The 21,108-nt window shown below is 67.1% G+C and carries 20 protein-coding genes, 1 tRNA gene and 1 pseudogene; 12 read left to right on the top strand and 10 right to left on the bottom strand.

Translation table 11 applies throughout. The features are described from left to right. Positions 1-87 precede the first annotated feature (87 nt). The gene (locus tag M8859_RS15665; protein WP_249644448.1) at positions 88-3,246 is read left to right on the top strand and encodes an ATP-binding protein; all 3,159 of its coding nucleotides are present in this window, start codon (positions 88-90) and stop codon (positions 3,244-3,246) included. A gap of 78 nt (positions 3,247-3,324) precedes the next feature. On the opposite strand, the gene M8859_RS15660 is transcribed toward M8859_RS15665, so the two are convergent. Continuing rightward, on the bottom strand, positions 3,325-3,804 hold the full coding sequence (locus M8859_RS15660; RefSeq protein WP_249644447.1) for a winged helix-turn-helix transcriptional regulator: 480 nt from the start codon (positions 3,802-3,804) through the stop codon (positions 3,325-3,327). Positions 3,805-3,889: 85 nt separating this feature from the next. Here M8859_RS15660 and M8859_RS15655 point away from each other — a divergent pair, with 85 nt between their 5' ends. Together M8859_RS15655 and M8859_RS15650 are read left to right on the top strand one after the other, a co-directional pair. Continuing rightward, on the top strand, positions 3,890-5,107 hold the full coding sequence (locus M8859_RS15655) for an MFS transporter (RefSeq protein ID WP_249644446.1): 1,218 nt from the start codon (positions 3,890-3,892) through the stop codon (positions 5,105-5,107). 62 nt (positions 5,108-5,169) lie between these two features. Continuing rightward, the gene (locus M8859_RS15650) at positions 5,170-5,394 is read left to right on the top strand and encodes a DUF6374 family protein (RefSeq protein WP_159930764.1); all 225 of its coding nucleotides are present in this window, start codon (positions 5,170-5,172) and stop codon (positions 5,392-5,394) included. A gap of 11 nt (positions 5,395-5,405) precedes the next feature. Here M8859_RS15650 and M8859_RS15645 read toward each other — a convergent pair whose 3' ends face one another. After that, positions 5,406-7,421 carry a multicopper oxidase family protein gene (locus M8859_RS15645; RefSeq protein WP_249644445.1) on the bottom strand — a complete coding sequence of 672 codons (2,016 nt, stop codon included), beginning with the start codon at positions 7,419-7,421 and terminating at the stop codon, positions 5,406-5,408. Then, positions 7,373-7,780 (bottom strand): DUF6220 domain-containing protein, encoded by a 408-nt coding sequence (locus tag M8859_RS15640; RefSeq protein WP_159930763.1) that lies wholly within the window; start codon positions 7,778-7,780, stop codon positions 7,373-7,375. The genes M8859_RS15645 and M8859_RS15640 overlap by 49 nt, the downstream gene beginning before the upstream one ends. A 164-nt stretch (positions 7,781-7,944) precedes the next feature. Between M8859_RS15640 and M8859_RS15635 the strand changes: the two genes are divergently transcribed. The 6 genes from M8859_RS15635 (at position 7,945) to M8859_RS37645 (ending at position 15,253) form a co-directional block, all read left to right on the top strand. Next, the gene (locus M8859_RS15635; protein ID WP_195070125.1) at positions 7,945-9,165 is read left to right on the top strand and encodes a sensor histidine kinase; all 1,221 of its coding nucleotides are present in this window, start codon (positions 7,945-7,947) and stop codon (positions 9,163-9,165) included. Continuing rightward, positions 9,162-9,839 (top strand): response regulator transcription factor, encoded by a 678-nt coding sequence (locus M8859_RS15630; protein WP_159930762.1) that lies wholly within the window; start codon positions 9,162-9,164, stop codon positions 9,837-9,839. Before M8859_RS15635 ends, M8859_RS15630 begins: the two co-directional genes overlap by 4 nt. Positions 9,840-10,026: 187 nt before the next feature. Then, positions 10,027-10,938, top strand: coding sequence for an alpha/beta hydrolase (locus tag M8859_RS15625; RefSeq protein WP_159930761.1), 912 nt, complete (start codon positions 10,027-10,029; stop codon positions 10,936-10,938). A 230-nt stretch (positions 10,939-11,168) separates the two neighbouring features. Next, complete coding sequence (locus M8859_RS15620) at positions 11,169-13,085, top strand: ABC transporter ATP-binding protein (RefSeq protein ID WP_195140834.1); 1,917 nt, start codon at positions 11,169-11,171, stop codon at positions 13,083-13,085. Then, the gene (locus M8859_RS15615) at positions 13,082-14,809 is read left to right on the top strand and encodes an ABC transporter ATP-binding protein (RefSeq protein ID WP_249644444.1); all 1,728 of its coding nucleotides are present in this window, start codon (positions 13,082-13,084) and stop codon (positions 14,807-14,809) included. The genes M8859_RS15620 and M8859_RS15615 overlap by 4 nt, the downstream gene beginning before the upstream one ends. Before the next feature lie 297 nt (positions 14,810-15,106). Next, positions 15,107-15,253, top strand: a complete 147-nt coding sequence (locus tag M8859_RS37645) for a hypothetical protein (RefSeq protein WP_372492911.1) — start codon at positions 15,107-15,109, stop codon at positions 15,251-15,253. A 447-nt stretch (positions 15,254-15,700) separates the two neighbouring features. Here M8859_RS37645 and M8859_RS15605 read toward each other — a convergent pair whose 3' ends face one another. The 3 genes from M8859_RS15605 to M8859_RS15600 all read right to left on the bottom strand — a co-directional run bounded on the left by M8859_RS15605 (position 15,701) and on the right by M8859_RS15600 (position 16,954). Continuing rightward, positions 15,701-16,009 (bottom strand): transposase, encoded by a 309-nt coding sequence (locus M8859_RS15605; RefSeq protein WP_201295427.1) that lies wholly within the window; start codon positions 16,007-16,009, stop codon positions 15,701-15,703. A gap of 48 nt (positions 16,010-16,057) precedes the next feature. Next, on the bottom strand, positions 16,058-16,405 hold the full coding sequence (locus M8859_RS37640; protein ID WP_195070121.1) for an Imm21 family immunity protein: 348 nt from the start codon (positions 16,403-16,405) through the stop codon (positions 16,058-16,060). A 174-nt stretch (positions 16,406-16,579) separates the two neighbouring features. Continuing rightward, a complete protein-coding gene (locus tag M8859_RS15600; protein WP_249644443.1) occupies positions 16,580-16,954 on the bottom strand; it encodes a hypothetical protein in 375 nt (124 codons plus the stop codon). A 441-nt stretch (positions 16,955-17,395) separates the two neighbouring features. On the opposite strand from M8859_RS15600, the gene M8859_RS15595 reads away from it, so the two are divergent. After that, entirely contained in the window at positions 17,396-17,959 is a 564-nt protein-coding gene (locus M8859_RS15595) for a hypothetical protein (RefSeq protein WP_249644442.1), read from the top strand. A gap of 120 nt (positions 17,960-18,079) precedes the next feature. Here M8859_RS15595 and M8859_RS37635 read toward each other — a convergent pair. After that, positions 18,080-18,460: pseudogene (locus tag M8859_RS37635) on the bottom strand (type VII secretion system-associated protein); the annotation flags it as partial. Positions 18,461-18,985: 525 nt separating this feature from the next. Continuing rightward, positions 18,986-19,059 (bottom strand) — tRNA-Ile (locus tag M8859_RS15590). 106 nt (positions 19,060-19,165) lie between these two features. On the opposite strand from M8859_RS15590, the gene M8859_RS15585 reads away from it, so the two are divergent. Further along, the gene (locus tag M8859_RS15585) at positions 19,166-19,609 is read left to right on the top strand and encodes a nitroreductase/quinone reductase family protein (RefSeq protein WP_159930758.1); all 444 of its coding nucleotides are present in this window, start codon (positions 19,166-19,168) and stop codon (positions 19,607-19,609) included. Here the strand turns inward: M8859_RS15585 and M8859_RS15580 are convergent. After that, entirely contained in the window at positions 19,594-19,758 is a 165-nt protein-coding gene (locus M8859_RS15580; protein WP_159930757.1) for a hypothetical protein, read from the bottom strand. The two genes, M8859_RS15585 and M8859_RS15580, sit on opposite strands and share 16 nt — an antisense overlap. A gap of 64 nt (positions 19,759-19,822) precedes the next feature. Continuing rightward, entirely contained in the window at positions 19,823-20,818 is a 996-nt protein-coding gene (locus tag M8859_RS15575) for a zinc-binding dehydrogenase (protein WP_159930756.1), read from the bottom strand. 75 nt (positions 20,819-20,893) lie between these two features. On the opposite strand from M8859_RS15575, the gene M8859_RS15570 reads away from it, so the two are divergent. Beyond that, positions 20,894-21,052, top strand: a complete 159-nt coding sequence (locus tag M8859_RS15570) for a hypothetical protein (RefSeq protein ID WP_195070093.1) — start codon at positions 20,894-20,896, stop codon at positions 21,050-21,052. The last annotated feature ends 56 nt before the right edge of the window (positions 21,053-21,108 follow it).

The following is a 21,108-nucleotide window of genomic DNA, read 5'->3' as shown; positions in this document are numbered from 1 at the left end:
CCGTCGTCGGAGCTGTTGTCATCCAGGGGACGGGCGGCACCGGGCCTGCCGGTCGTCCACGGCAGAATGGTCCGGGTGCAGATCGGGATGCTTGGACCGCTCGAGATCCGGATAGATGACGGCGGATTGATCGACGTACCGGGTGCTCGATTGCGGGCGCTGTTGATCGCCCTCGCGCTCGAAGCCGGTCGCGTAGTCCCGAAAGCGACGCTGGTCGACTGGATCTGGGGTGAGCAGCCGCCCTCCGACGCGGCCAACGCCTTGCAGGCACTGGCCTCTCGGCTGCGCAGGGTGCTGCCGGACGGGTCGCTCGACGGGCAGGCGGGCGGATACCGGCTGGCGGTGCAACCCCGCGCTGTCGACGCCCTGCTGTTCGAGCAGCTGCTCGAACAGGCCCGCGGCCGTGACGACGCCCAACAGGCCCAATTACTGCGCGAAGCCCTCGATTTGTGGCGCGGTGCGCCGATGCAGGACGTCGGTACGCAGGACAGCGCGGCTTTCGACGCGGCGGTCACCCGGCTCGAGGGACTGCGCCTGGCCGCCATGGAGGATCGATACGAATCGGAGATCCGCCTCGGCCGGGGTGCGGGGCTGGTCCCCGAGCTGACCGAACTGGTGGCCCGGCATCCGGTGCGGGAACGGCTCGTCGCCGCGCTGATGCGTGCGCTCGGCGCCGCGGGTCGTAGCGCCGAGGCACTGATCGCATACCAGCACGCTCGGGAGGCACTCGCCGACACGCTGGGCGTGGATCCCTCACCGGAGCTCTCCGCACTGCACGTCGCGCTGCTGCGCGGCGAAGTGGAAGCGGAGGGAAACGACCGCAAGACGAACCTGCGGGCCGAGTTGACCAGATTCGTCGGCAAACACGGCGACATCGCCGCCGTACGCGAACTCATCTCCGATCACCGGCTCACCACGTTGACCGGACCCGGTGGCTCAGGGAAGACCAGGCTGGCTCTGGAAACCGCGCGGACCCTGCTCGACGACCTACCGGACGGGCCATGGCTGGTGGAGCTGGCGTCGGTCGGCGCGAGCGGTGACGTGTCTCAATCGGTGCTCGCCGCGCTGGGGCTCCGGGACGCGCTGCTCGGCGGCGCACCGAACGCGGAACCGATGGACCGGCTCGTCGCGGCGATCCGCGACCGCGAAACGCTGCTGGTCCTGGACAACTGCGAGCACGTGATCGAGTCCGCGGCGGCGTTCGCCCACCGGCTGCTCGGGGAATGTCAGCGGCTGCGGATCCTCGCGACGAGCAGGGAGCCGCTCGGCATCACGGGTGAGGCGCTGTGGCAGGTCGAGCCGCTGGCTTTGCCCACAGAGAACGCGGACGCCGAGGCGATCGAGTCATCCCCGGCCGTGCAGCTGCTGCTGGACCGGGCCGGCGCGGTGCGCAAGGATCTCGCCGCCGATGCCCGCACACTGCCGACCATGGCGCGCGTCTGCCGAGCGCTCGACGGTATACCGCTGGCGATCGAACTGGCCGCGGCCAGGCTGCGCACCATGTCCCTCGATCAGCTCGCCAACCGCCTCGATGATCGGTTCCGCCTGCTGACCGGCGGCAGCCGTACCGCGCTGCCGCAGCACAGGACGTTGCGAGCGGTGGTCGACTGGAGCTGGGAGCTGCTCACCGACGCCGAACGGATGGTCCTGCGCAGGCTCGCGGTGTTCTCCGGGGGCGCGAGCCTGGAGGCGGCCGAGCAGGTTTGCGCAGGGGGCGGGACCGAAGGGCAGGGGGAAGAGAAGGACGTGGCGGTCGAGCGGTGGGAGGTACTCGAGCTGCTGACCGCGCTGACCGAGAAATCGCTGCTGCTCACCGTGGAGGACAGCGGACCGCGCTATCGGATGCTCGACACGATCAAGCAGTACGCCCTGGACCGGCTCGTGGAGGCGGGAGAATCGGATCCGGCGCGCCGGGCGCATCTGGCGTACTTCACCGGGCTCGCCGACACCGCCGAGCCGCATCTGCGCCGCGCCGAGCAATTGGAATGGCTGGCCATGCTCGAACTCGAGCACGACAACATCGCTGTCGCGATGCGTGGCGCGCTCGCGGCCGGTGACGCGGCCGGGGCGATGCGTCTGGCGGCCGCGGCGGGCTGGTACTGGTGGCTCAGCGGGCACAAGGCCGAGGGCATGGAGTTGATCACCGCGGCCGCCGACCTGCCCGGGGAGGTGGACGACGAGACCCGGGCCAGGGTGTACGGGCTGGTCGTGCATTTCATGAACTCCGGGCCGAGTGACGAGGCCCAGGTGGCGGAATGGATCCACAAGGCATACCGGTTCAGCAGGCGCAGTCAGGCCCGCTACCCGCTGCTGGGGTTCGTCGGCGCACTGGAACGCATGATGGAGGGGCCGGACGCGAAACTTTCCGCGTTCGAACCGCTGCTCACCGATGACGATCCCTGGGTGCGTGCGCTGGCGCGGCTCCAGGTGGGCAAGATGCGGATCGTGCTCGGCCTCGAAGGGCGGGACGCGGACGAGTATCTCGAGACGGCGCTCGCCGAGTTCCGAGCCGTCGGCGAGCGTTGGGGAATCTCGTTCGCGCTGACCGAGCTGGCGATCCGGATCGCCACGCGCGGCGACTTCGCCGGTGCGTGCGAACACCTCGACCAGGCGATCGCGGTGGTCACCGAGGTCGGCGCGATCGAGGACGTCTTCCTGATGCGAGCGCGGCAGGCTCGGCTGTACTGGCTGCTCGGTGACGCGGAGGCGAGCACGGCCGCCATGGCCGAGGCGCAGCGGTACGCTGATCGGTCCGCTTGGCCGAACGCACTGGCCGAGCTCGCCCTCGCGAAGGCGGAGCTGGCCCGCTGGAGCGGCGACACCGAGCAGGCGCACCGGCAGATAGACGTGGCGACAACAATGCTGAGCAGCGATGCGGAGTCGGTGTACATCAGCGCGGTGACACACGACCTGCTCGGCTACCTCGCGGACGGTCTGGATGAAGCCCGAGAACAACACGCCGCGGCCTTCCAGGCGGCATGCGCCGCGGGATACGCGCCCCTCATCGCCCAAATTCTCGTAGGTATCGCGGACTTGGCGCTACGTGAAGACCAAGACGAGCAGGCCGTGCGGCTGCTCGCGGCTAGTGCCGGAGTACGCGGGCTGCCCGATCGTTCCCACCCGGATGCGGCCCGGATCGAGCAGGCAGCGCGACGCCGCCTCGGCGCGGAGCGCTTCACCGAGGCGACGAAGGAAGGCGCGCAAGCGAGCTGGCGTGAATTGGCCGCGACTACGCTCGCTTGCTGAACGTGGCACGCGACCACAGGTGTTCGCTGCCATTCCGACCCAACCGTCAGCCAGGAGGCCGCGAAGGACGACGCCGGATCACGCATCTGCCACCGAGGCGTCGTGTTCACCTACCTTACGAACCCGGGTGGTCGCCGCGGTGACGAGTTCGCCCTCGCGGTTTTCGGTACGCAGTTGGGCCACGGGCATCCCGTCGCGGTCGACTAGTGCCGAGTGGGGTTCGTCGCCGGTGAAGGCGTGGCGTTCTCCCCATTGGCGCAGCGCGACGACGATGGTGAACAGGTCCTGCCCGGCTTCGGTGAGTTCGTAGACGTGCCGCTTGCCGCCGGGGGTGGCGCTCGTGGTCAGGATGCCGTGGTCGGCCAGCCTGCGCAGGCGGTCGGTGAGGATGTTGCGGGCGATCCCGAGCCGCCGTTGGAAGTCGGTGAAGGTCGCCGCGCCGTCCATGGCGTCGCGCACGATCAGCAGGCTCCACCGGTCGCCCACCAGGTCGACAGTTCGCGCGACAGGGCAGCTGGGATCGGTCCACTCGCGGCCGGCACCGAGCGTCGTGGTCATGAGCTCCTCCCAATCGGTTGCAATTCGAAACTATTATTGCCTATCCTCCAAATGGTTGCATTTTGCTACTGAATTGGAGAGTGTGGTGGCGACAGGAATCTCGGGGGCGCAGCGATTCGTCCTGGCGTTGGTGTGCGCCGTGGCCGTGTCGACGATCTATGCGATCCAGCCGGTAGTGGAGACAGCCGGCACCGACCTGGGATTGGCGCGCGAGTCGCTGGGCGGGCTGGCCGCCGCCGGGCAGATCGGCTACTTCGCCGGTCTGATCCTGCTGGTCCCGCTCGGGGACGTGCTGGATCGCCGTCGGCTCATCACGGTATATCCGATGCTCACCGCCGCGGGGGCCGCGATCGCGGTTGCCGCCCCGAACGGCGCCGTCGCGGTGACGGGACTGGCGATCGCGGGGTTGTTCGCGGTCGTGGTCCAGGTGACCGTCGCCCATGTCGCCGTCGTCTCCGCGCCGAGCGAGCGAGGCCGCAATATCGGCGCGGTCACCTCCGGCGTGGTGATCGGCATCCTCGGCGTGCGCATCCTCGCGGGCGCCCTGGGCGATACGGTCGGCTGGCGTGCGGTGTACGCGCTACTGGCCGCGCTCTGCGTGACCGTGGCCCTCACCGTCCGCGCGACACTCGACTCGGACCGCAGAACTCCCGGCGCACGGTACGCGCGGGTGCTGGCGTCAATGGGCCGGCTCGCGCGCACGGATCGCCTGTTCCTGAGCCGAGGCCTGATCACCTTCTTCCTTTTCGCGTCCTTCGGAACCCTCTGGAGTGGACTCGCCCTCCCCCTCGGCGCCGAGCCCTGGAACTTCGGCACCACACAGATCGGCCTGCTCGGATTGGCGGGCCTGGCCGGAGCACTCGGCGCCGCCCGCGCGGGCCGATGGGCCGACTCCGGTCACGCACAGGCCATCACCGGTTCCGCACTGGCGTTGCTCACCGCCTCCTGGCTGTTCGTCGCCCGGACCGAAGCGACCCTGTGGCTGCTGGTCATCGGCATCCTTCTGCTCGACTTCGCCGTCCAGGCAGTACATGTCAGCAGCCAACACCTGCTGACCACGGCGCACCCGCACCGCGCAGGCAGCGTCATAGGCGCCTACATGGCCTTCTACTCCCTCGGATCCGCCCTCGGCGCGATCACGACCACCTGGGCATACGCCGCCTGGGGATGGTCGGCTTCGTGCTGGGTGGGCGCGGCCTACTCCCTCTCCGCACTGGTTGTATGGGGGCTCGCGCAGGCCACCGGCAGCACCCGACACAGTGCTGCGAGTTCGCCCCGCCCTCGATCGCAGGTCGAGACATGAAACCCTCCCCACACCCTCCCCCGTATCGAAAATATGTTCGACTCCAGGTAGCGTGCCGGAGTATGCCGGATCTCGAACCCATCCCCTTCGCTCAGATGCAGATCAACGCCGTGCGCAGGCAACTGCTCGACGCCGCCGCGTTCGGAAAGCATTTGCGCCCCGAACAACTGGAGAGCATGGCAGGAAAGTTGGCCGAAGGGTTGCGCGCCTACACGGAAGCCATACCACCCGCCGCCCCGCCCACCAACGGCCGCGCGTGCCTCGACTACCGTGGCCGCCTCCGCTGAGGTGCGCGTCATCAGTGGTGGTGACTCGAGTCGGCCGTGTGCGCACCGCTGAACGGGGTGGTGAAACCGTCGTAGCGTAGACGCAGCATCATCCCTTGGTGCGCGTGCGGGAGGTTGTGGCAGTGGTTCATCCAGATGCCCGGATTCGAGGCGCGGAACGCCACCTCCCAGACCTCGCCGGGACGAACGTCGAAGGTGTCGACCCACAGTGGGCTGCCCGACGACGGCGTCCCGTCCCTGGAAATGACGAGCACCGGATGGCCGTGCAGATGCCAGGGGTGGGTCTCGCGGCTCCGGTTGACCACGGTGAACCGGACGATGTCGCCTTCGGCCACGAGCTGATCGGGGATCGAGGGATGCCCACGGCCGTTGACGGTGTGCGCGTACGCCGGTGATCCGTCGACCATCGCCAGCCCACGGTCGAGAACCAGGGTGAAGTGCCGGTCGGGAGCGGCGGTGCGCAACGCGACGGGAACCGGAGTTCCGTACCTCAGCAGGTCGAGTTCGGGCCATCCAGCGATGTCCCCCGCAGACGGCTCGCCGTCGGGTGCTCCGTCGCGGGGTCGCAACCACATTGTGGCGGCCCGGTCGTCGACGGTCAGTGCGACGGAGGTGCTCGGCATGACGAATACGAGGTCGTAGCGCCCGCCTGCGGGCAGCCGCAACACGGTCCGAACGATATCGCCAGGCTGCACCAGGTCGCGGCCGTCGACAGCCACCACCCGGAACGAGGTGCCCGCCAACGTGAACGTGTGCGGATCGGAGTCGGTGTTGATCAGCCGTAGCCGTACCGTGGTGCCCGGCGGTGCTATGCGTTCGCCGCCGCCGGTGATGGTGGCGGTGCCGTCGAAGGTGTGCACGAGCAGAGTCAGATCCAGTTGTCCGGCGTCGACTTCCACGCGAGGTCGAACGACGAAGGCGCCGTAGAGCCCCCGGCGCACGCCGATGTGGGAGGCGTGATGGGTGTGATACCAGTAAGTTCCCACTTGGTCGGCGCGGAACCGGTAGACGAATTCGCCGCCGGGCGCCACGGCCTCCTGGGTGAGGCCCGCGGCACCGTCCTCCCCGCACGGCACGTCGTAGCCGTGCCAGTGCAGGGTCACTCCGTCGGCGATATCGCGATTGATCAGTCGGACCTCGATGAGATCGCCTCGAGTAGCCGTGATCTGCGGCCCGGGCACTGTGCCGTCGAAGGTCCATGCGTCGATATCGCGTCCGGATTCCGAGCGCACGGTGGCTTCCCGGGCGACCAACACGTGTTCGCGCCGGATACCGCCGGGCGCCGGTGTTCCGGCGCCCCGCAGGTCGGTCACCGGGACGGCCGCGTGCGAGGCCGGACCGGGGCCGCCTCCGTCGGTCACCGACGCGGCGGACCGCACCGACAGGCCCGCACCGGTACCGGCCGCGCCTACCACGACCACACCACCGGCGGCACCGAGTAAGCGGCGGCGCGAAACCCCGGGCCGGTTCGTCTCGGTGTGCGGTTCCTCGATCGTGCCCATGTCCGGTGTCTCGAGCACTCGGATGGTCAGCAGTACGCTCGCCGCCACCAGCGCGATCGTGATCAGCACGATGCCGAAGCTCAGGGGATATCCGACGAGGAAGCTCACCATGAAGCCCGCCGACGCGGCGTAGGCGGCGGTGAGCAACGCGACCACGCCTCCCACGTCGAAGGTTCGCGGCCGCCCGGGAACCCTGGCCTGGGCCAGCAGCCGAGGTCCCGCGATCACCGTGGCGATCAGCGCGGTCACCGTGAGCATCGGCAGCCCGAGCAGCACCTTCTCTTGCACGAACCACCAGCCCCGGCCTGCCAGCACCGTGACCGACACCGCCCTGCTCGACGTCACCACCAGCGCTACGCCCAGGAAAGCCAGGGCGAGCCAGGCGCGCCGCAGCGACATGGTGACGCCTGCCGCGAACCACGCGACGACGCTCAGCAACGCGAGGGCATGGTCCACGGTGATCCAGGTGGCTGTCGTCATGACGCCGGTGCGGAAGGTTCCCACGCCGCCCTGCGCGACTGCCACACGATCATTCCGATCACGCCGACGATCACCAGCCCGTTGACCGCGTGCAGGCCGAAAACGAGATGACCGGCGCTCGAGCCCTCACCGAACGCTCTGGCGACTTCCCGGATCACCGATTGACCGATCACCAACCCGGTGACCAGACCGGCCAGCCCGACGAGTCGTCGCGACATCCGGGCGACGGCGGCGGCGATCGTGATCACGAACGCGAAGACGAGTATCACGTACCCGAGCGTGCGATGCGGCTGGAAGGACTCGTCGATGGGCGCGGTGTCGAACGCACCGCTCGCGGCCAGATAGAACTGCGCGACGACGGCGAGCAGTAACAGCGCCGCCAGGCCGGTGAAAGCTTTTCTCATGCGGTCGATCGTCGTGGCGGCCAGGCATACTCGGCTTCCGGCGACGGGAGTCGCCGTCTACGAGAATTCGCGTAGGAACAGCGCGATCGGCTGCGCCGGTCGTCGTAGCCGATCGCGCACCCAGGGCGGAGCGCGGGCACTCGCGGATGACGTACTCTCACGGCATGGTTCTGCCGGTGTTGTCGCGACGGCTGTCTGCCTGGTTCTCGCGCCGGCCCGCCTGGTTCCCGGATGTCGCGCTGGCGCTGTTCGTTACGGTGATCCAGGTTCTGAGCGCCGCGATCCCGGTGCCGCTCGAGCCGGTCTCGACGCCGGTCTCGGGCGTCGGATACGCCCTGCTGATCGTGAGTGGCGTGGCCGTCGCCGCGCGCCGCCTCCGTCCAGTGGCGGTGTTCGTGGTCACGGCGGTGGCCAGCCTGATCTATTTCGGTTTCGACTTCCCCGACCGGCTTTCCTATCTCGCGCTTTTCGTCGCCCTCTACACCCTCGCCGCCTACGGCGAGGGCCGGCGATCGCTGATGATCGCCGGTGGGGGCATCACGGTGCTTGCCGCAGGCTGGCTGATCGCCGCGGCGGATATCCAGCCGCTCGTGGCCATCGGCTGGGTGTTCTTCCGGATCGGCGCGTCGGTGATCAGCACGATCCTCGGCGAGTCCGTCCGATCCCGCCGGGTCATCGCCGCCGATGCGCAAGAACGGGCAGAGCTGGCCGAACGCTCGCGCGACGAGGAAGCCAGAGCACGGGTCGACGCCGAACGGCTACGGATCGCCCGCGAAGTCCACGACACCGTCGCCCACGCGATCGCCATCATCAACGTGCAGGCCGGTGTCACCGCACACGTACTCGACAAGCGGCCCGAACAGGCCCGCGAGGCGTTGCGCACCATCGAACAGACCAGTTCGCGGGCCCTGCGCGAGATGCGCGCAATTCTGGGCGTCCTGCGCGACGGCGACGAGCGCGAACCCTACCCCGGGCTCGGCCAGATCGATGAACTCGTCGGCAAGGCCCGCGATGCCGGGCTCGACATCGTTTTCGAGCAGACCGCCCCGGTGACACCGCTACCGAGCGCCGTGGGCAGCGCCGCGTATCGCATCGTGCAGGAGTCGATCACCAACGTGATCCGCCACGTCGGCCCGACGCAAGTGACGGTGGCGCTCGAACCCGGCATCGACGCCTTGCGGATACGAGTGAGCGATGCGGGACGCCGCGACACCGCGCACGCCCCGGACCACGCCGGCGGCTCGCCCACGACCGGACGCGGCATCGTCGGAATGCGGGAGCGCTGCCAATTGCTCGGCGGTGAACTCGACGCGACGTCGCGTCCCGATGGCGGGTTCGAGGTCAGCGCCCGCCTCCCCCTCACCCCGGTCGGATCGCGCCTGTGAACTCGACGCCGCCGATCAAGGTACTGCTGGCCGACGACGAACGTCTGGTCCGTTCCGGCTTCAAAGTGCTGCTCGATCTGGAAGACGACATCACGGTGGTCGGTGAAGCCACCAACGGCGCGGAAGCGGTCGAACTCGCTCGCGCCGGCCGTCCCGACGTCGTCCTCATGGACATCCGCATGCCACGGCTGGATGGTATCCGGGCCACCGCCGAGATCGTCGCGGCCCCCGGCATGGAGCGGGTCAGGGTGCTGATCCTCACGACCTACGATACCGACGAGAACGTCTTCGATGCGCTGCAGGCGGGTGCGAGCGGGTTCTTGCTCAAGGACGCGGGCCCCGCCGAACTCCTGCACGCCATCCGGGTGATCGCCGCCGGTGACGCGCTGCTCGCCCCTCGGGTCACCCGCCGCCTCATCAGCCAGTTCACCGCCCAGCGCAGGGCCGCCAAGTCCGCCGAAGACCGCCTCGCGGTGCTGACCGACCGTGAGCGCGAAGTGCTGGCACTGGTGGGTCAGGGCATGAGCAACGACGAGATCGGCGCCGCGTTGTTTCTCAGTCCCGCCACCGCGCGCACCCATGTCAGCCGTGCGATGGTGAAGCTGGGTGCGCGCGACCGCGCGCAGCTGGTCGTGATCGCCTACCAGACCGGGCTGAGTGATTTCACCCCGTAGCTGTCGCCGATTCATGGGTCACTGACAGACCCCCGGCAGCGTCATCTGTATGCCCCGGTGCTCGTTCCAGCTTCCACCGATACGACGACCGACGCAGCCGACCGCGATCCTCGTACGCGTATTCGCGTAGACGGCGACTCCCGTCGCCGGAAGCGGAGTATGCCTGGCGGACGCGACCATCGTCGGCATGATCATCGATCCCGAACTCGAAGCATTCGTCTCGCTCTTCCCCCCTGCCGACCTGGCCGACCCGGTCACCGCCCGGGAGAACCTCGCCGAACTGGCCGCCGCGATACCCGCGCCCGACACGGCGGACCTGGAGGTCGAAAACCGCACGGTGCCTGGGGACCCGGATGTGCCGATACGGATCTATCGGCCGCACGCGGCGCAGGGAGCCATCCTGTGGCTGCACGGTGGTGGGTTCGTCATGGGTGATCTGGACACCGAGCATCCGTGGGGCGCGCTGCTCGCCAACGGCTCCGGCGCAACGGTGATCTCGGTGGGCTACCGCTTGGCCCCCGAGCACCCGTACCCCGCGGCACATGAGGACATCTACACGGTACTGACTTGGACGGCCGAGCACGCGGCCGAACTGGGCATCGACCCGGCACGGATCGCGATCGGCGGCCACAGCGCCGGTGCCGGACTCGCGGCCGCGGTGGCATTGCGGGCGCGCGATCAGCAGGGGCCGCCGATCCGTTTCCAACTGCTCAACCAACCCGTTCTCGACGACCGGCAGCAGACGTGGTCGGCTCGGCGTTTCACCGATACCCCCTTCGTGACGCGCGACAAAGTCGCCCAGATGTGGGATCACTACCTGGGATCCGCGTCCGCCACGCCGTATGCCGCCCCGGCGCGGGCCACCGATCTGTCCGGGCTGCCGCCCGCCTACATCGCCACCGCGGAGTTCTGCCCGAACCGCGACGAAGACATCGACTACGCGCTGCGCCTGTTGCGCGCGGGTGTGCCGGTCGAGCTGCACCAGTGGCCCGGCACGTTCCACGGATCGCAGGCGATCCTGTCCGCCCAGATGTCCCAGCGCCAGAACGCGGAACTCGCCGCGGCCCTGCGCCGAGCCTTGGCCGGGAATACCGGCTGACCGAAATCTAGACATTGACAAGTTAGCGCGCACCAGCTTATCTTTCCGCTGTCAAGATCTGCTCTGGATCCCCGGGGACTCGATGGCACCGACGGTTGCTCTCAGTCGTCACCGCAACCACCAGCTCACGACTGACCGACCGACCCGAGCCGGCTCGATCTATGGGCGCGCGCGACGCACGCGAACCCGCAGCTATCCAGCGCGAAGAGATTGACGAAGACAGGAGAACGATGACCACCATCGACCTCGCGGAGGCGAGGGAGCAGTCCACCCCACCCCCAGCAGATATCGACTCCTCGACGCAAAGCAGCGTGGCGGCATTTCTGCGCCCCTACCTGGGCGGGTTCGCCGCCGTTGTCATCCTGCAAATCATCGGCGCAGTTGCCGGACTGGCACCGTTGCTCGCAGTGGTCGAACTGGGCCGAACACTCTTGGCACACGGGCCGATCGATCACGGTCATGTCTGGATGATCGTGCTCGCGGGCGCGGTCGGCTTGTTCGCCCGGCTGCTGTTCACGGCCGCATCGTCCGGCATCGGACACCTGCTCGACAGCCGGGTGCAACTGGCATTCCGCAGGCGACTGGCCGCCCAGCTGGGCCGGGTACCGATCGGCTGGTTCGCCCGGCGCAGCTCCGGCGAACTGGCGAAGATCGTCGGCAAGGACGTGAGTGCCGTGCACCCGCTCATCGCCCACACCCCCGGCGATCTCGTCGCCGCGTTCGTGGTGCCGCTGGTGTCGCTGATCTACCTGTTCACCGTCGACTGGCGGCTCACCCTGATCACATTGATACCGGTGGTGCTGGCAGTGGCGCTGGTCCCGCTGATGATGACCCCGACCCGGTTGCGCGAACAGAAGGAGTTCGACGCGGGAATGAGCCGGATCGCGACTGCGGCCGTCGAGTTCGTACAGGGCATCGCGGTCATCAAGGCGTTCGGCTCCGGCGAGCGGGCCCACCGGAAATTCCGCACGGCAGCAGACGATTTCGCTGACTCGTTCCTCCGCATGGTGCACGGTCTCGCCGGGATCGCCGCGGGGATGCAGGTGGTGTTGTCGCCGCCGTTCGTGCTGCTGGTCGTGCTGGCCGGTGGCGCGGTGTTGATCACGAACGGTTCGCTGGCCCCGGCGGATCTACTGCCGTTCCTGCTGCTGGGGCTCGGGCTGACCGCTCCGGTCGCGGCGCTGGGCCACGGCTTCGATGATCTGCAAACCGCCCGCCGCGCAGTCGAACGGATTCAGGACGTGCTGGCCGTGCCGGCGCTGCCGCAACCCGCACACCCGCGCACCCCACAGGGCCACCGAGTGGAACTGCGGGAAGTCCGATTCGGCTACGACACCGACCGCGAAGTGCTGCGCGGGATCGACCTGGTGCTCGAACCAGGCACGGTCACCGCGCTCGTCGGGCCGTCGGGAAGCGGCAAATCCACCCTGGTGCAACTGCTACCGCGATTCTTCGACCCCACCCACGGCTCGGTGACCTTGGGCGGTGTCGATCTACGCCACATCAGCAGCCGGCAGCTGTATCGGATGGTCTCGTTCGTCTTCCAAGACGTACGCCTGCTCCGCGCCACGGTCGCCGACAACATCGCACTCGCGGTACCCCACGCCGACCGCGACGAGGTGATACGCGCCGCCCGACTGGCCAACATCCACGACCGCATCCTCGCACTACCCCACGGCTACGACACGATGCTCGGCGCGGACATCGAACTATCCGGCGGTGAATCACAACGCATCGCACTCGCACGCGCCCTACTGGCCGACACCCCCGTACTCGTACTCGACGAGGCCACCGCCTTCGCCGACCCCCACACCGAACAAGCCGTACGCCAAGCCCTGGCGGCGCTGACAGGCGACCGCACCATCCTCGTCATCGCCCACCGCCTGGAAACCATCACCGACGCCGACACCGTCGTGATGCTGGAGAACGGAACGATCATCGAACGCGGTACACCCACCGAACTCCTGACACGAGGCGGAAGATTCGCCGAATTCTGGCAATCCCACCGAACCGCGTCCACCGGTGCGGCCGAAACCCTCGGTGGCGTGCTGAAGCGTGAATTCGGGCCGCGGAGAAGGCCGCGAAACGTGAGCACGCACGGTCTCACGAACGCCGCCGATCGAACCCGAGGAGACGAGCCCAAATGATTCGAATGCTACTGCGCGTGCTCGGCGACCAGTACGCCCAGCCCGTGCGCCGCACCGTGGCCCTGATGACGGCAACCGCGATAGCCGAAGGTCTGTCCTACGCACTGCTGATTCCGGTGTTGCGGGCACTGTTCGGAAGCACACCTTCGGACGCTCAGCCCTGGCTGATCGCCTTCGGGGCGGCGGTCGCGGGCTACGGGGCGCTGCGCTATCGCAGCGATCTGTCCGGTTTCCGCGTCGGCACCACGCTGTTGCGCGGTGTCTATCATCGTTTCGGCGATCGCCTGGCTCGATTGCCCCTCGGCTGGTTCACCGCCGGTCGCGTCGGGGAGGTGTCGGTCCTCGCCAGCGAGGGTGTGCTGCAAGCGATGAGCGTGATCGCGCATCTGCTGGCGCCTCTCATCTCCGCCGCGGCGACTCCGCTGACGATCGTCGTCGTGATGCTCGCCTTCGACTGGAAGATGGGGTTGGCCGCGCTGGCCGCCGTCCCGATCGTGGCGGCGATCCAGACCTGGACGGGACGTGCGATGGCCGCCGCCGACGCGGAACGAACCGAACGCACCAAGGAGGCCACGGGAAGAGTCATCGAGTATCTCCAAGCCCAGCCGGTGCTGCGCGCCGGCGGCCGGACCGCCGAACGCTTCCAGTTGCTCGACGACTCGCTGTCAGGACTCGAGCGCGCTGCTCGCCGTTCCATGCTCTCGGCCCTGCCCGGCATAGTGGGCCTGACGCTCACCGTGCAGGCGATATTCACCGCGCTGCTCGCCCTGGGCGCCTACCTCGCCCTCGGCGGAAACATCGGGACAGCCGAGGTTTTGGCGATCCTGGTGCTGGCAGCCCGCTGTGCGGTCCCGCTGCTTTCCCTGTCGGAAATCGGTGGTCAACTGCGCAGCGCACGCGTCGGTCTGGCCGGCCTCGACATGGTGTTGCGCACCGATCCCCTGCCGGAACCTCCCGAACCGATCCAGCCGGTAGGCCATGCTCTGGAGTTCGACTCGGTCACTTTCCGGCCGGGCGGCCGCACCGTGATCGACAACGTCTCGCTCTCCGTGCCGCAGGGCCAACGACTCGCCATCGTCGGACCATCAGGAGCCGGTAAAAGCACCTTGCTGCAACTACTCGCCCGCTTCTACGACGTCGACACAGGCGCGGTACGCGTCGGCGGTGTAGACGTCCGCGCGATCAGCACCCAGGATTTGATGGCGCAATACGCCATCGTCTTCCAAGACGTCTACCTCTTCGACGGCACCATCGAAGACAACATACGCCTCGGCCGCCCCGACGCCACCGACACCGAAATACGCGCCGCAGCAACCGCAGCACGACTCGACGACGTGATCCAACGCCTACCCGACGGCTGGACCACCAACGTCGGAGAAGGCGGCGCACTACTATCCGGCGGCGAACGCCAACGCGTCTCCATCGCCCGCGCACTACTGAAGAACGCACCCATCGTCCTACTCGACGAAGTCACCTCCGCCCTGGACCCCGTCAACGAAGCAGCCGTCCACGAAGGCATCCAACGCCTCATGACAGGCCGCACCGTCGTGATGGTCGCCCACCGACTACGCACCGTCCAACACGCCGACCACATCGTCTTCCTCGACAACGGACAGATCGTGGAGCAGGGCAGCCACGACGAACTACTGCGCCACGGCGGCCGCTACGCCGACTTCTGGGAGATATCCGGAGCACCGGTATCGAGTGCGGCTTCGAACTCATGACGATTCAATTACCTGCGGAATGGACTAAGACCCTGTCGGTGCTGCTCACCACGGTCAAGCAGGTGACAGCCCGCAGATGCCTGCTGTGTTCGAGGAGATCGCGGTGCCACGGCTCGGGAACGGGCGGCCGCGTAGCCGCCCGACCGACTCCTGGCCGACAAGGCCTATTCCTGCCGCGCGAATTCTGGAAACCTTCGACGGCATCGCGGCCGGGCGACCATTGCGATCCCGGGCGATCAGGCCTGCCACCGCCGCCGCCGTGGCTCCGACGGTGGCAGGCCGCCTGCGTTCGACGAGGTGACCTACCGCGATCGCAACACCGTCGAACGTGACATCAACAAACTCGAACAGCATCGGGCAGTGGCGACCAGGTTCGATGAACTCACCGTCCGCTACCTGGCCCCGCTCCACATCGCCGCTATCAATCGATGGCTCGGTGAGTAGTTGAGGGTGGACTCACACCCGCCCTCAACCAAGATGTAGAGCTTGCCCTCACTCGTGCGATGCTCGGAAATATCGCTGAGCCACAACACGTTCGGACGATCCGCAGCGAATTCCCGGCGGAGGAGATCGTCGTGGACAGCCGGACCCGGACGCCGGGACCTGCCGCGGCGGGGTTTACCGAACACGCTCCACCACCTGTTCGCCGAGCAGATCCGCCACGCGGTCCGCCCGGCCATCGGCTCACCGGCCGCGGCGGCCTCATCGGCCAGGAACCGGTACCCGAACTCCGGATCATACGGTGGGCGTCGAACAGGGCATTCGCCCGGTACGCCTCGGTCAGTTCCGCGGCGGTGACCGGCCGGGCCAGCCACCGATAGTAGGGCTGTCGAGCGATCTTCAATACCCGGCACGTCACCACCACGGGTATCCCGTCGGCGGCGAGCTCGCTCACGAGCGGGTAGTACGTTTTCCCGGTAACTGCGCCTGTGACAGATACGCCGCCGCCCGGCGCAGGACCTCGTTCTCCTGCTCCAGCAACCGGTTACGGCGCCGCAACTCCCGCAACTCCGCGGACTCGCTGGTGCTGGTCCCCGGCTTCACGCCCTCGTCGACGTCGGCCTGGCGCATCCATTTCGTCAGCGTCACTGGATGGATCCCGAAATCCGCGGCGATCTGATCGAGTGTCACGCCTTCGTCGCGGTTGCGAGCGACGCGGACAACGTCATCACGGAACTCGCGGGGATAGGGCTTGGGCACGATGACATCCTTCCAGGCCCGCCTCACGGCAAGCCAGATCGATGTGACCTATCCGTGCAGCAGCCCCTCTTCGTCTGGATCCCATGCGATGTGGTCTTGTAATGCTTGCCGCGCTGCGGCGACGAGTTCTTCTTCGGAGTCTGCCCCTGCCCATCGCAGGAACATCCGCTCGGCTGGGAGATATGTCGTGCGATCCGGTTCGTCTGCAAGAACCAATGCCTGCTGAGAGCCGATCCTGACCAGGCCGATGTATCCCTCGACCGAGCAGGCTCGGCCGTAGTCGCCGCATGTTTCTACGGGTCCGTCCCTGCCGGATGCGCCGCCCCAGTGACCAAATTCTGATTCGGGTGCGATCAGCAGGGGGCCTCCGGCGGACTCGACCCATTCGAATAGCATGACGGCTCACCCTTTGTTCGATTGCCTGTCGGTTTCTTGTACCCGTGATTGTCAGCTACTTGGATCGGTGAGTTTCAGGCGACCTCCGTTATGACAGTTAAACCTTCTCGGCCAACATCATCCCCAGGAACTCACGCACCTCCGGGACTCGGGCGTGCGGTCGCACGATAATGGTCACTCCTTCCAGTTTCTGGTGGACTCGCGTCGACCCGATCTGTTGGATGCCGTCGAAGTTCGTAGTGAGGACGTGGCACCCTTCAGCGATGTTCCCGGCCTGGACCAGGTTACGTCCCACTGCGCCTGCCATTCGGCCTGTTCACCAGGCCACACGGCAGATCCGTCAATCGCGGCGGCGTCGTGCTCACCGAGGTACATCTGCATGATGCCCGTCATACCGCTCAGCAGGGCCTCTGGCAGATACACCCAGTCCGGATCGAACCCTCGGGTAAATTCGTATGCCCGGTAGGCCCGACTCAGGGCATCGGTGACCGCCGACTTGTTGCCAGTCGGATCTTGCATCCCGAGGGCATCGGCCTCACGAATCGCCATGAGTGCCCGCAGCCTCGGTCCTCCCTGACTCATGGCGGCACGGGATGCGGTTTGGGCATACTGCGCTGCCCGCCGCGTACCCCTGCAACCAGCGCGTCGTGAACGCTCCTCACTCTCGAGAACCCGGGCACGTATGACAGCGTTACGATAAGCAGCCGCATAGTTAAGGATCCACAACCGATGCCGAGGGGAATCTTCACCACAGGCGTGTCCGATTTGTGGGCCGCAGTCAGGGGACGAGTCGGTACGGCCGTCGATTCTGGTGCCGGCGCTTCATCCCAAGGGATCCAGAGATTCGCGGAGATGGCGAGTTCGGCCAGTCGCACCTTGGACACGACCGATCAGTTGTCGCCGATAGGATTGGGCTGGAGTGGTGGACAGCTGGTTTCTTTCGAATTCAAAGACGTACTCAGCGCTCCAATCCGTGATCATCGTGGGCGTATGATCGGTGTTGCACTACCCAGGGACGTCGAACATCTCGCACGCATTCGAAGATGGGCCCGCGAGCCGGACCGCCGGAGTGACAAACAGTACATCGATGGGCGGAGCGCTCAAGACTCCGGTATTTCCGCCGGACTTCCTCTTTCCGCTCGTTGGGCCGGCATTGTCCGGGCCACCAGAATTCCGCCGAAGTACGTCAATTTTCATGCCTCTGCCGAGTTAGCCGAGATACAGGTGGCGGTGGGAGGAACTGTGCACCAAGTGGCAACGCCAGGCAAAGTACTGGGGCATTATCTCGCCTATAACCCGTTTTATCGAGTAATTTCCGAAGCGAATCCGAAGGGTCCGACAATCTTGACAGGGTGTGATGTTGCGAGCCCAGCAGCATCGACGGGGCGGGACGCGGTCGCAGAGCTTGAAGCCCACAACGCCGTGTCCGGCCCTGTGTACGGCGCCAAGGGCGATGTGGTACTCGGCACCAAGGAAGGCTCCCACTCCTTTATCGAAGTCCGAGGGCTGCCGGGAGACGACATCTACGACGAGCCGTTCGAGCGACTCAGGTAGACCGCTCGCCGGCGCCGACCGGTCACGTTTCGGCGTCGGCACACAGAATTTCGGTACACAGCCGAAACGGGGCGGCGCCCTCAGGATTGAGCAGGACGTCGGTATCGGTGGGATGATCTCGGGAAGAATGTGCCCGCGGACTGGAATCCACCGATCGACGTCGATGAGCGCTTTCTGCACCTCTGCCGTGACGACAACTACGCAGGATATGCCGTCGACTGCGGCACCGAGGATCGGCCGGTTTTCCTCATCGCAGCCGATTTCCACTATGGAGTTACGAATAGCCGCGACCAGCTCGGTACCCAGCTGCCCTCGGGTCACAATTGTGCGGAGAATAGCATCGATCGGATCTGTCGGCACGTTCGACGCACTGGGGCGATAACCCGGATTCGGTCGAAAGGGGCCAGCAACGCCATCGACTATATCCCAGCCACCAACGACGAGATGTTCCGGCGGAGACCTATCCAGATCACATTGGTCCCACCCCGGATCGATTAACACCAACCGTTGTTTCTGCTCAACCACATCCGCTGACGATTCACCCGGCACATCCGCACCTCGCTCACGCTCTCCGCGCACATGATCCCACGAAGCCTGAGCACCTCTCAGCCCCGAGAACACTGGTCGGCCGATCAGCGATGGCGGCGAGCCACCTCCAGCACTTACGCTCGCTGAGACGTGCCGTCGGTCCGGCGTCTCTGTTTACAGAAGTCGGCTCAGTCCGTCACCGACCGCCGCGCACCCAGTTCAGGGTCGACCACCAATTGCGTGAGCCTCGGGCGTTCGACGAGCCGACGATGGTGTGAACTCTGCGAAGAGTGTTTCCGACCGAACTCCGCGCCTGGGGGCGCTGCTGAGTTGTTGCGTGTTGAGCAGTATGTGGCGGGACTGACGCATCGACAATGCCGGGTCTGCACGCATTCGCACGACGCACCGGTGTATCCGCACGCGAGCAACGGAACAGTCAGACGGCGACGCAGACTGCCATTGGTGGACTGGGCTGTCGGCAGGTTGCACAGGGGTTTGTGGGGCGGGCGGGGCTCGAACCCGCGACCAATGGATTATGAGTCCACGGCTCTAACCGACTGAGCTACCGCCCCGTGCCGCGGGAAACCGCGAGCGTTGGGGATGCTACCGGGTCCGGTGGGGTCCAGACCAGTCGGCTGGCTTAGGGTGAGGGGTCGGAAACTTACTGGAGGGTCAGGTATGGCCGGTCTGTTCACGAAGGTGCTGAAGGCGCATCAGTGGGTGTACGAGAACAGTGGTGGGCTGGTGGGTCATCGGCTGCTGCTGGGGAATCCGACGTTGTTGCTGCGGACGGTAGGGCGCAAGTCCGGCAAGGAGCGGACTTCGGCGCTGACGTACGCGCGGGACGGCGCGGACTATCTGGTGACGGCGTCCAATGGCGGATCGCCGCGGCCGCCGGGGTGGCTGGCGAATCTGAAGGCGCGGCCGGAGTGTGAGATCCAGGTCGGGCGGCGGAAACTGACGGTGCGGGCACGGGCGACGCTGCCGGATGATCCCGATTACGCCCGGCGGTGGGTGATCGTCGACAAGGTGAATCAGGGTCGCTACAGCGCCTATCAGAAGCTGACCAAGCGGCCCATCGCGGTCGTGGTGCTGACCCCGGCGGGTCAGTCGTCGCGGTAATCCTCGTCCCAGTCGTCTTCGTAGTCCTCGGCGTCGTCACGGTCGTGCCATGGCTCGGCATCCTTGGGTGGCCGGCTGGCAAATTGCACGACAGCGACGACGAAGCCGAGGACCACGATCACGATGCCGACGACGAGCAGAGTTTCCACCCCGGCACCCTAGCGCCGTCGCCCAGGCAGCGCACTACGTCGATTGTCCAGTTCGCCGCTTTGTTCACACTGTTAACAAAGTGCGCCCCACCGCCGTCCTGGACTCGATGGCGGCATGCGCCTGATCGGCTCGGTCGAGCGGGAAGGTCTGGCCGATGACGACCTCCAAGCGGCCCGCGGCGACCTCTTCCTGGGCTCGCCGGGCGAGCGCCTGCCAATCGGTCTCGGCGCCGGTGATGTCGAACAGCCCGTAGACGTTGATACCGCGCGCCTGCGCGGCCTCCTGGTCCAGCGTCGCGAATTCGCCTGCGGCAGCGCCATATCCGAGGAAGCGACCGCCGTCCGCGACCGCCGTGAGCGCGGCCTCGCCGAGCGCGCCGCCCGCGCCGTCGAGCACCACGTGCGCGCCGTCGCCCCCGGTGGCGGCGCGCGCCTTCGCCGCCCAATCGGGCGCGGAGTAGTCGACCACCGCGGTGGCGCCGAGCCGCTGGGCGAGTTCCAGCTTCGTGGCGCCACGCGCCGCGGCGACGACGTTCGCGCCCGCCGCACGGGCGAGCTGGATCAGCAGGATGCCCAGCCCGCCGCCCGCGGCGGTGATGAGGACCCATTCCCCCGGCCGGACGGTGGCGCGGTCGAACACCGCGAGCGCGGTCCTGCCGTCGTGTGCGAGCGCGACGGCCTGGGCCGCGGTCAGTTCCTCGGGCACCGTGACCAGCGTGTCCACCTTGGCCAGCGCCTTCTCGGCGTATCCGCCGATCGGCAAGCCGCCGCCGATGCCGCTGGCCGCGGTCGGCGTAGACACCCGCTTGCCCACCCACGCCGGATCGACGTCGGGACCGACCGAGGACACCACGCCGGCGATCGCCCCGCCGGGCACGTAGGGCGGCTCGATGGCGAAGAAGTCGGTTCCCCAGCCGCTCCGCAGTCGGGTGTCCAGGAACATCACATCCGCGGCGGCCACATCGACGACCACCTCTCCCGGCCCGGCCACCGGATCCGGCAGCTCGCGCACCACGAGCACTTCCGGTCCACCGAACTCAACGGCCTGCACAACCCGCATGACTCATCCTCCGTCGTTTCTTGCTGTCTCGAACGAAGATCAGCATGAAACCTGAAGATGAGTTGAGGTCAAATCGTGCGTCAGGATCCGCCGCCACCGCAGCTGGAACTACTGCCGCCGCCACAACTCGAGCTGCTGCCGCCGCCACAGCTGGAACTGCTGCCGCCACTACAGCTGGAACTACTCCCCCCGCCGCAACTGCTGCCGCTTCCACCGCCGCAACTGCCGCCGTGATGATGAGGGTGATGCCCACCCCCGTGCGGCTGGTCGAATCCGCCGATCAATCCGGC

The organism is Nocardia sputi (assembly GCF_023501985.1).
Note: the sequence above shows the minus strand (reverse complement) of the source record. Positions and strands in the feature narration are given on the sequence as shown.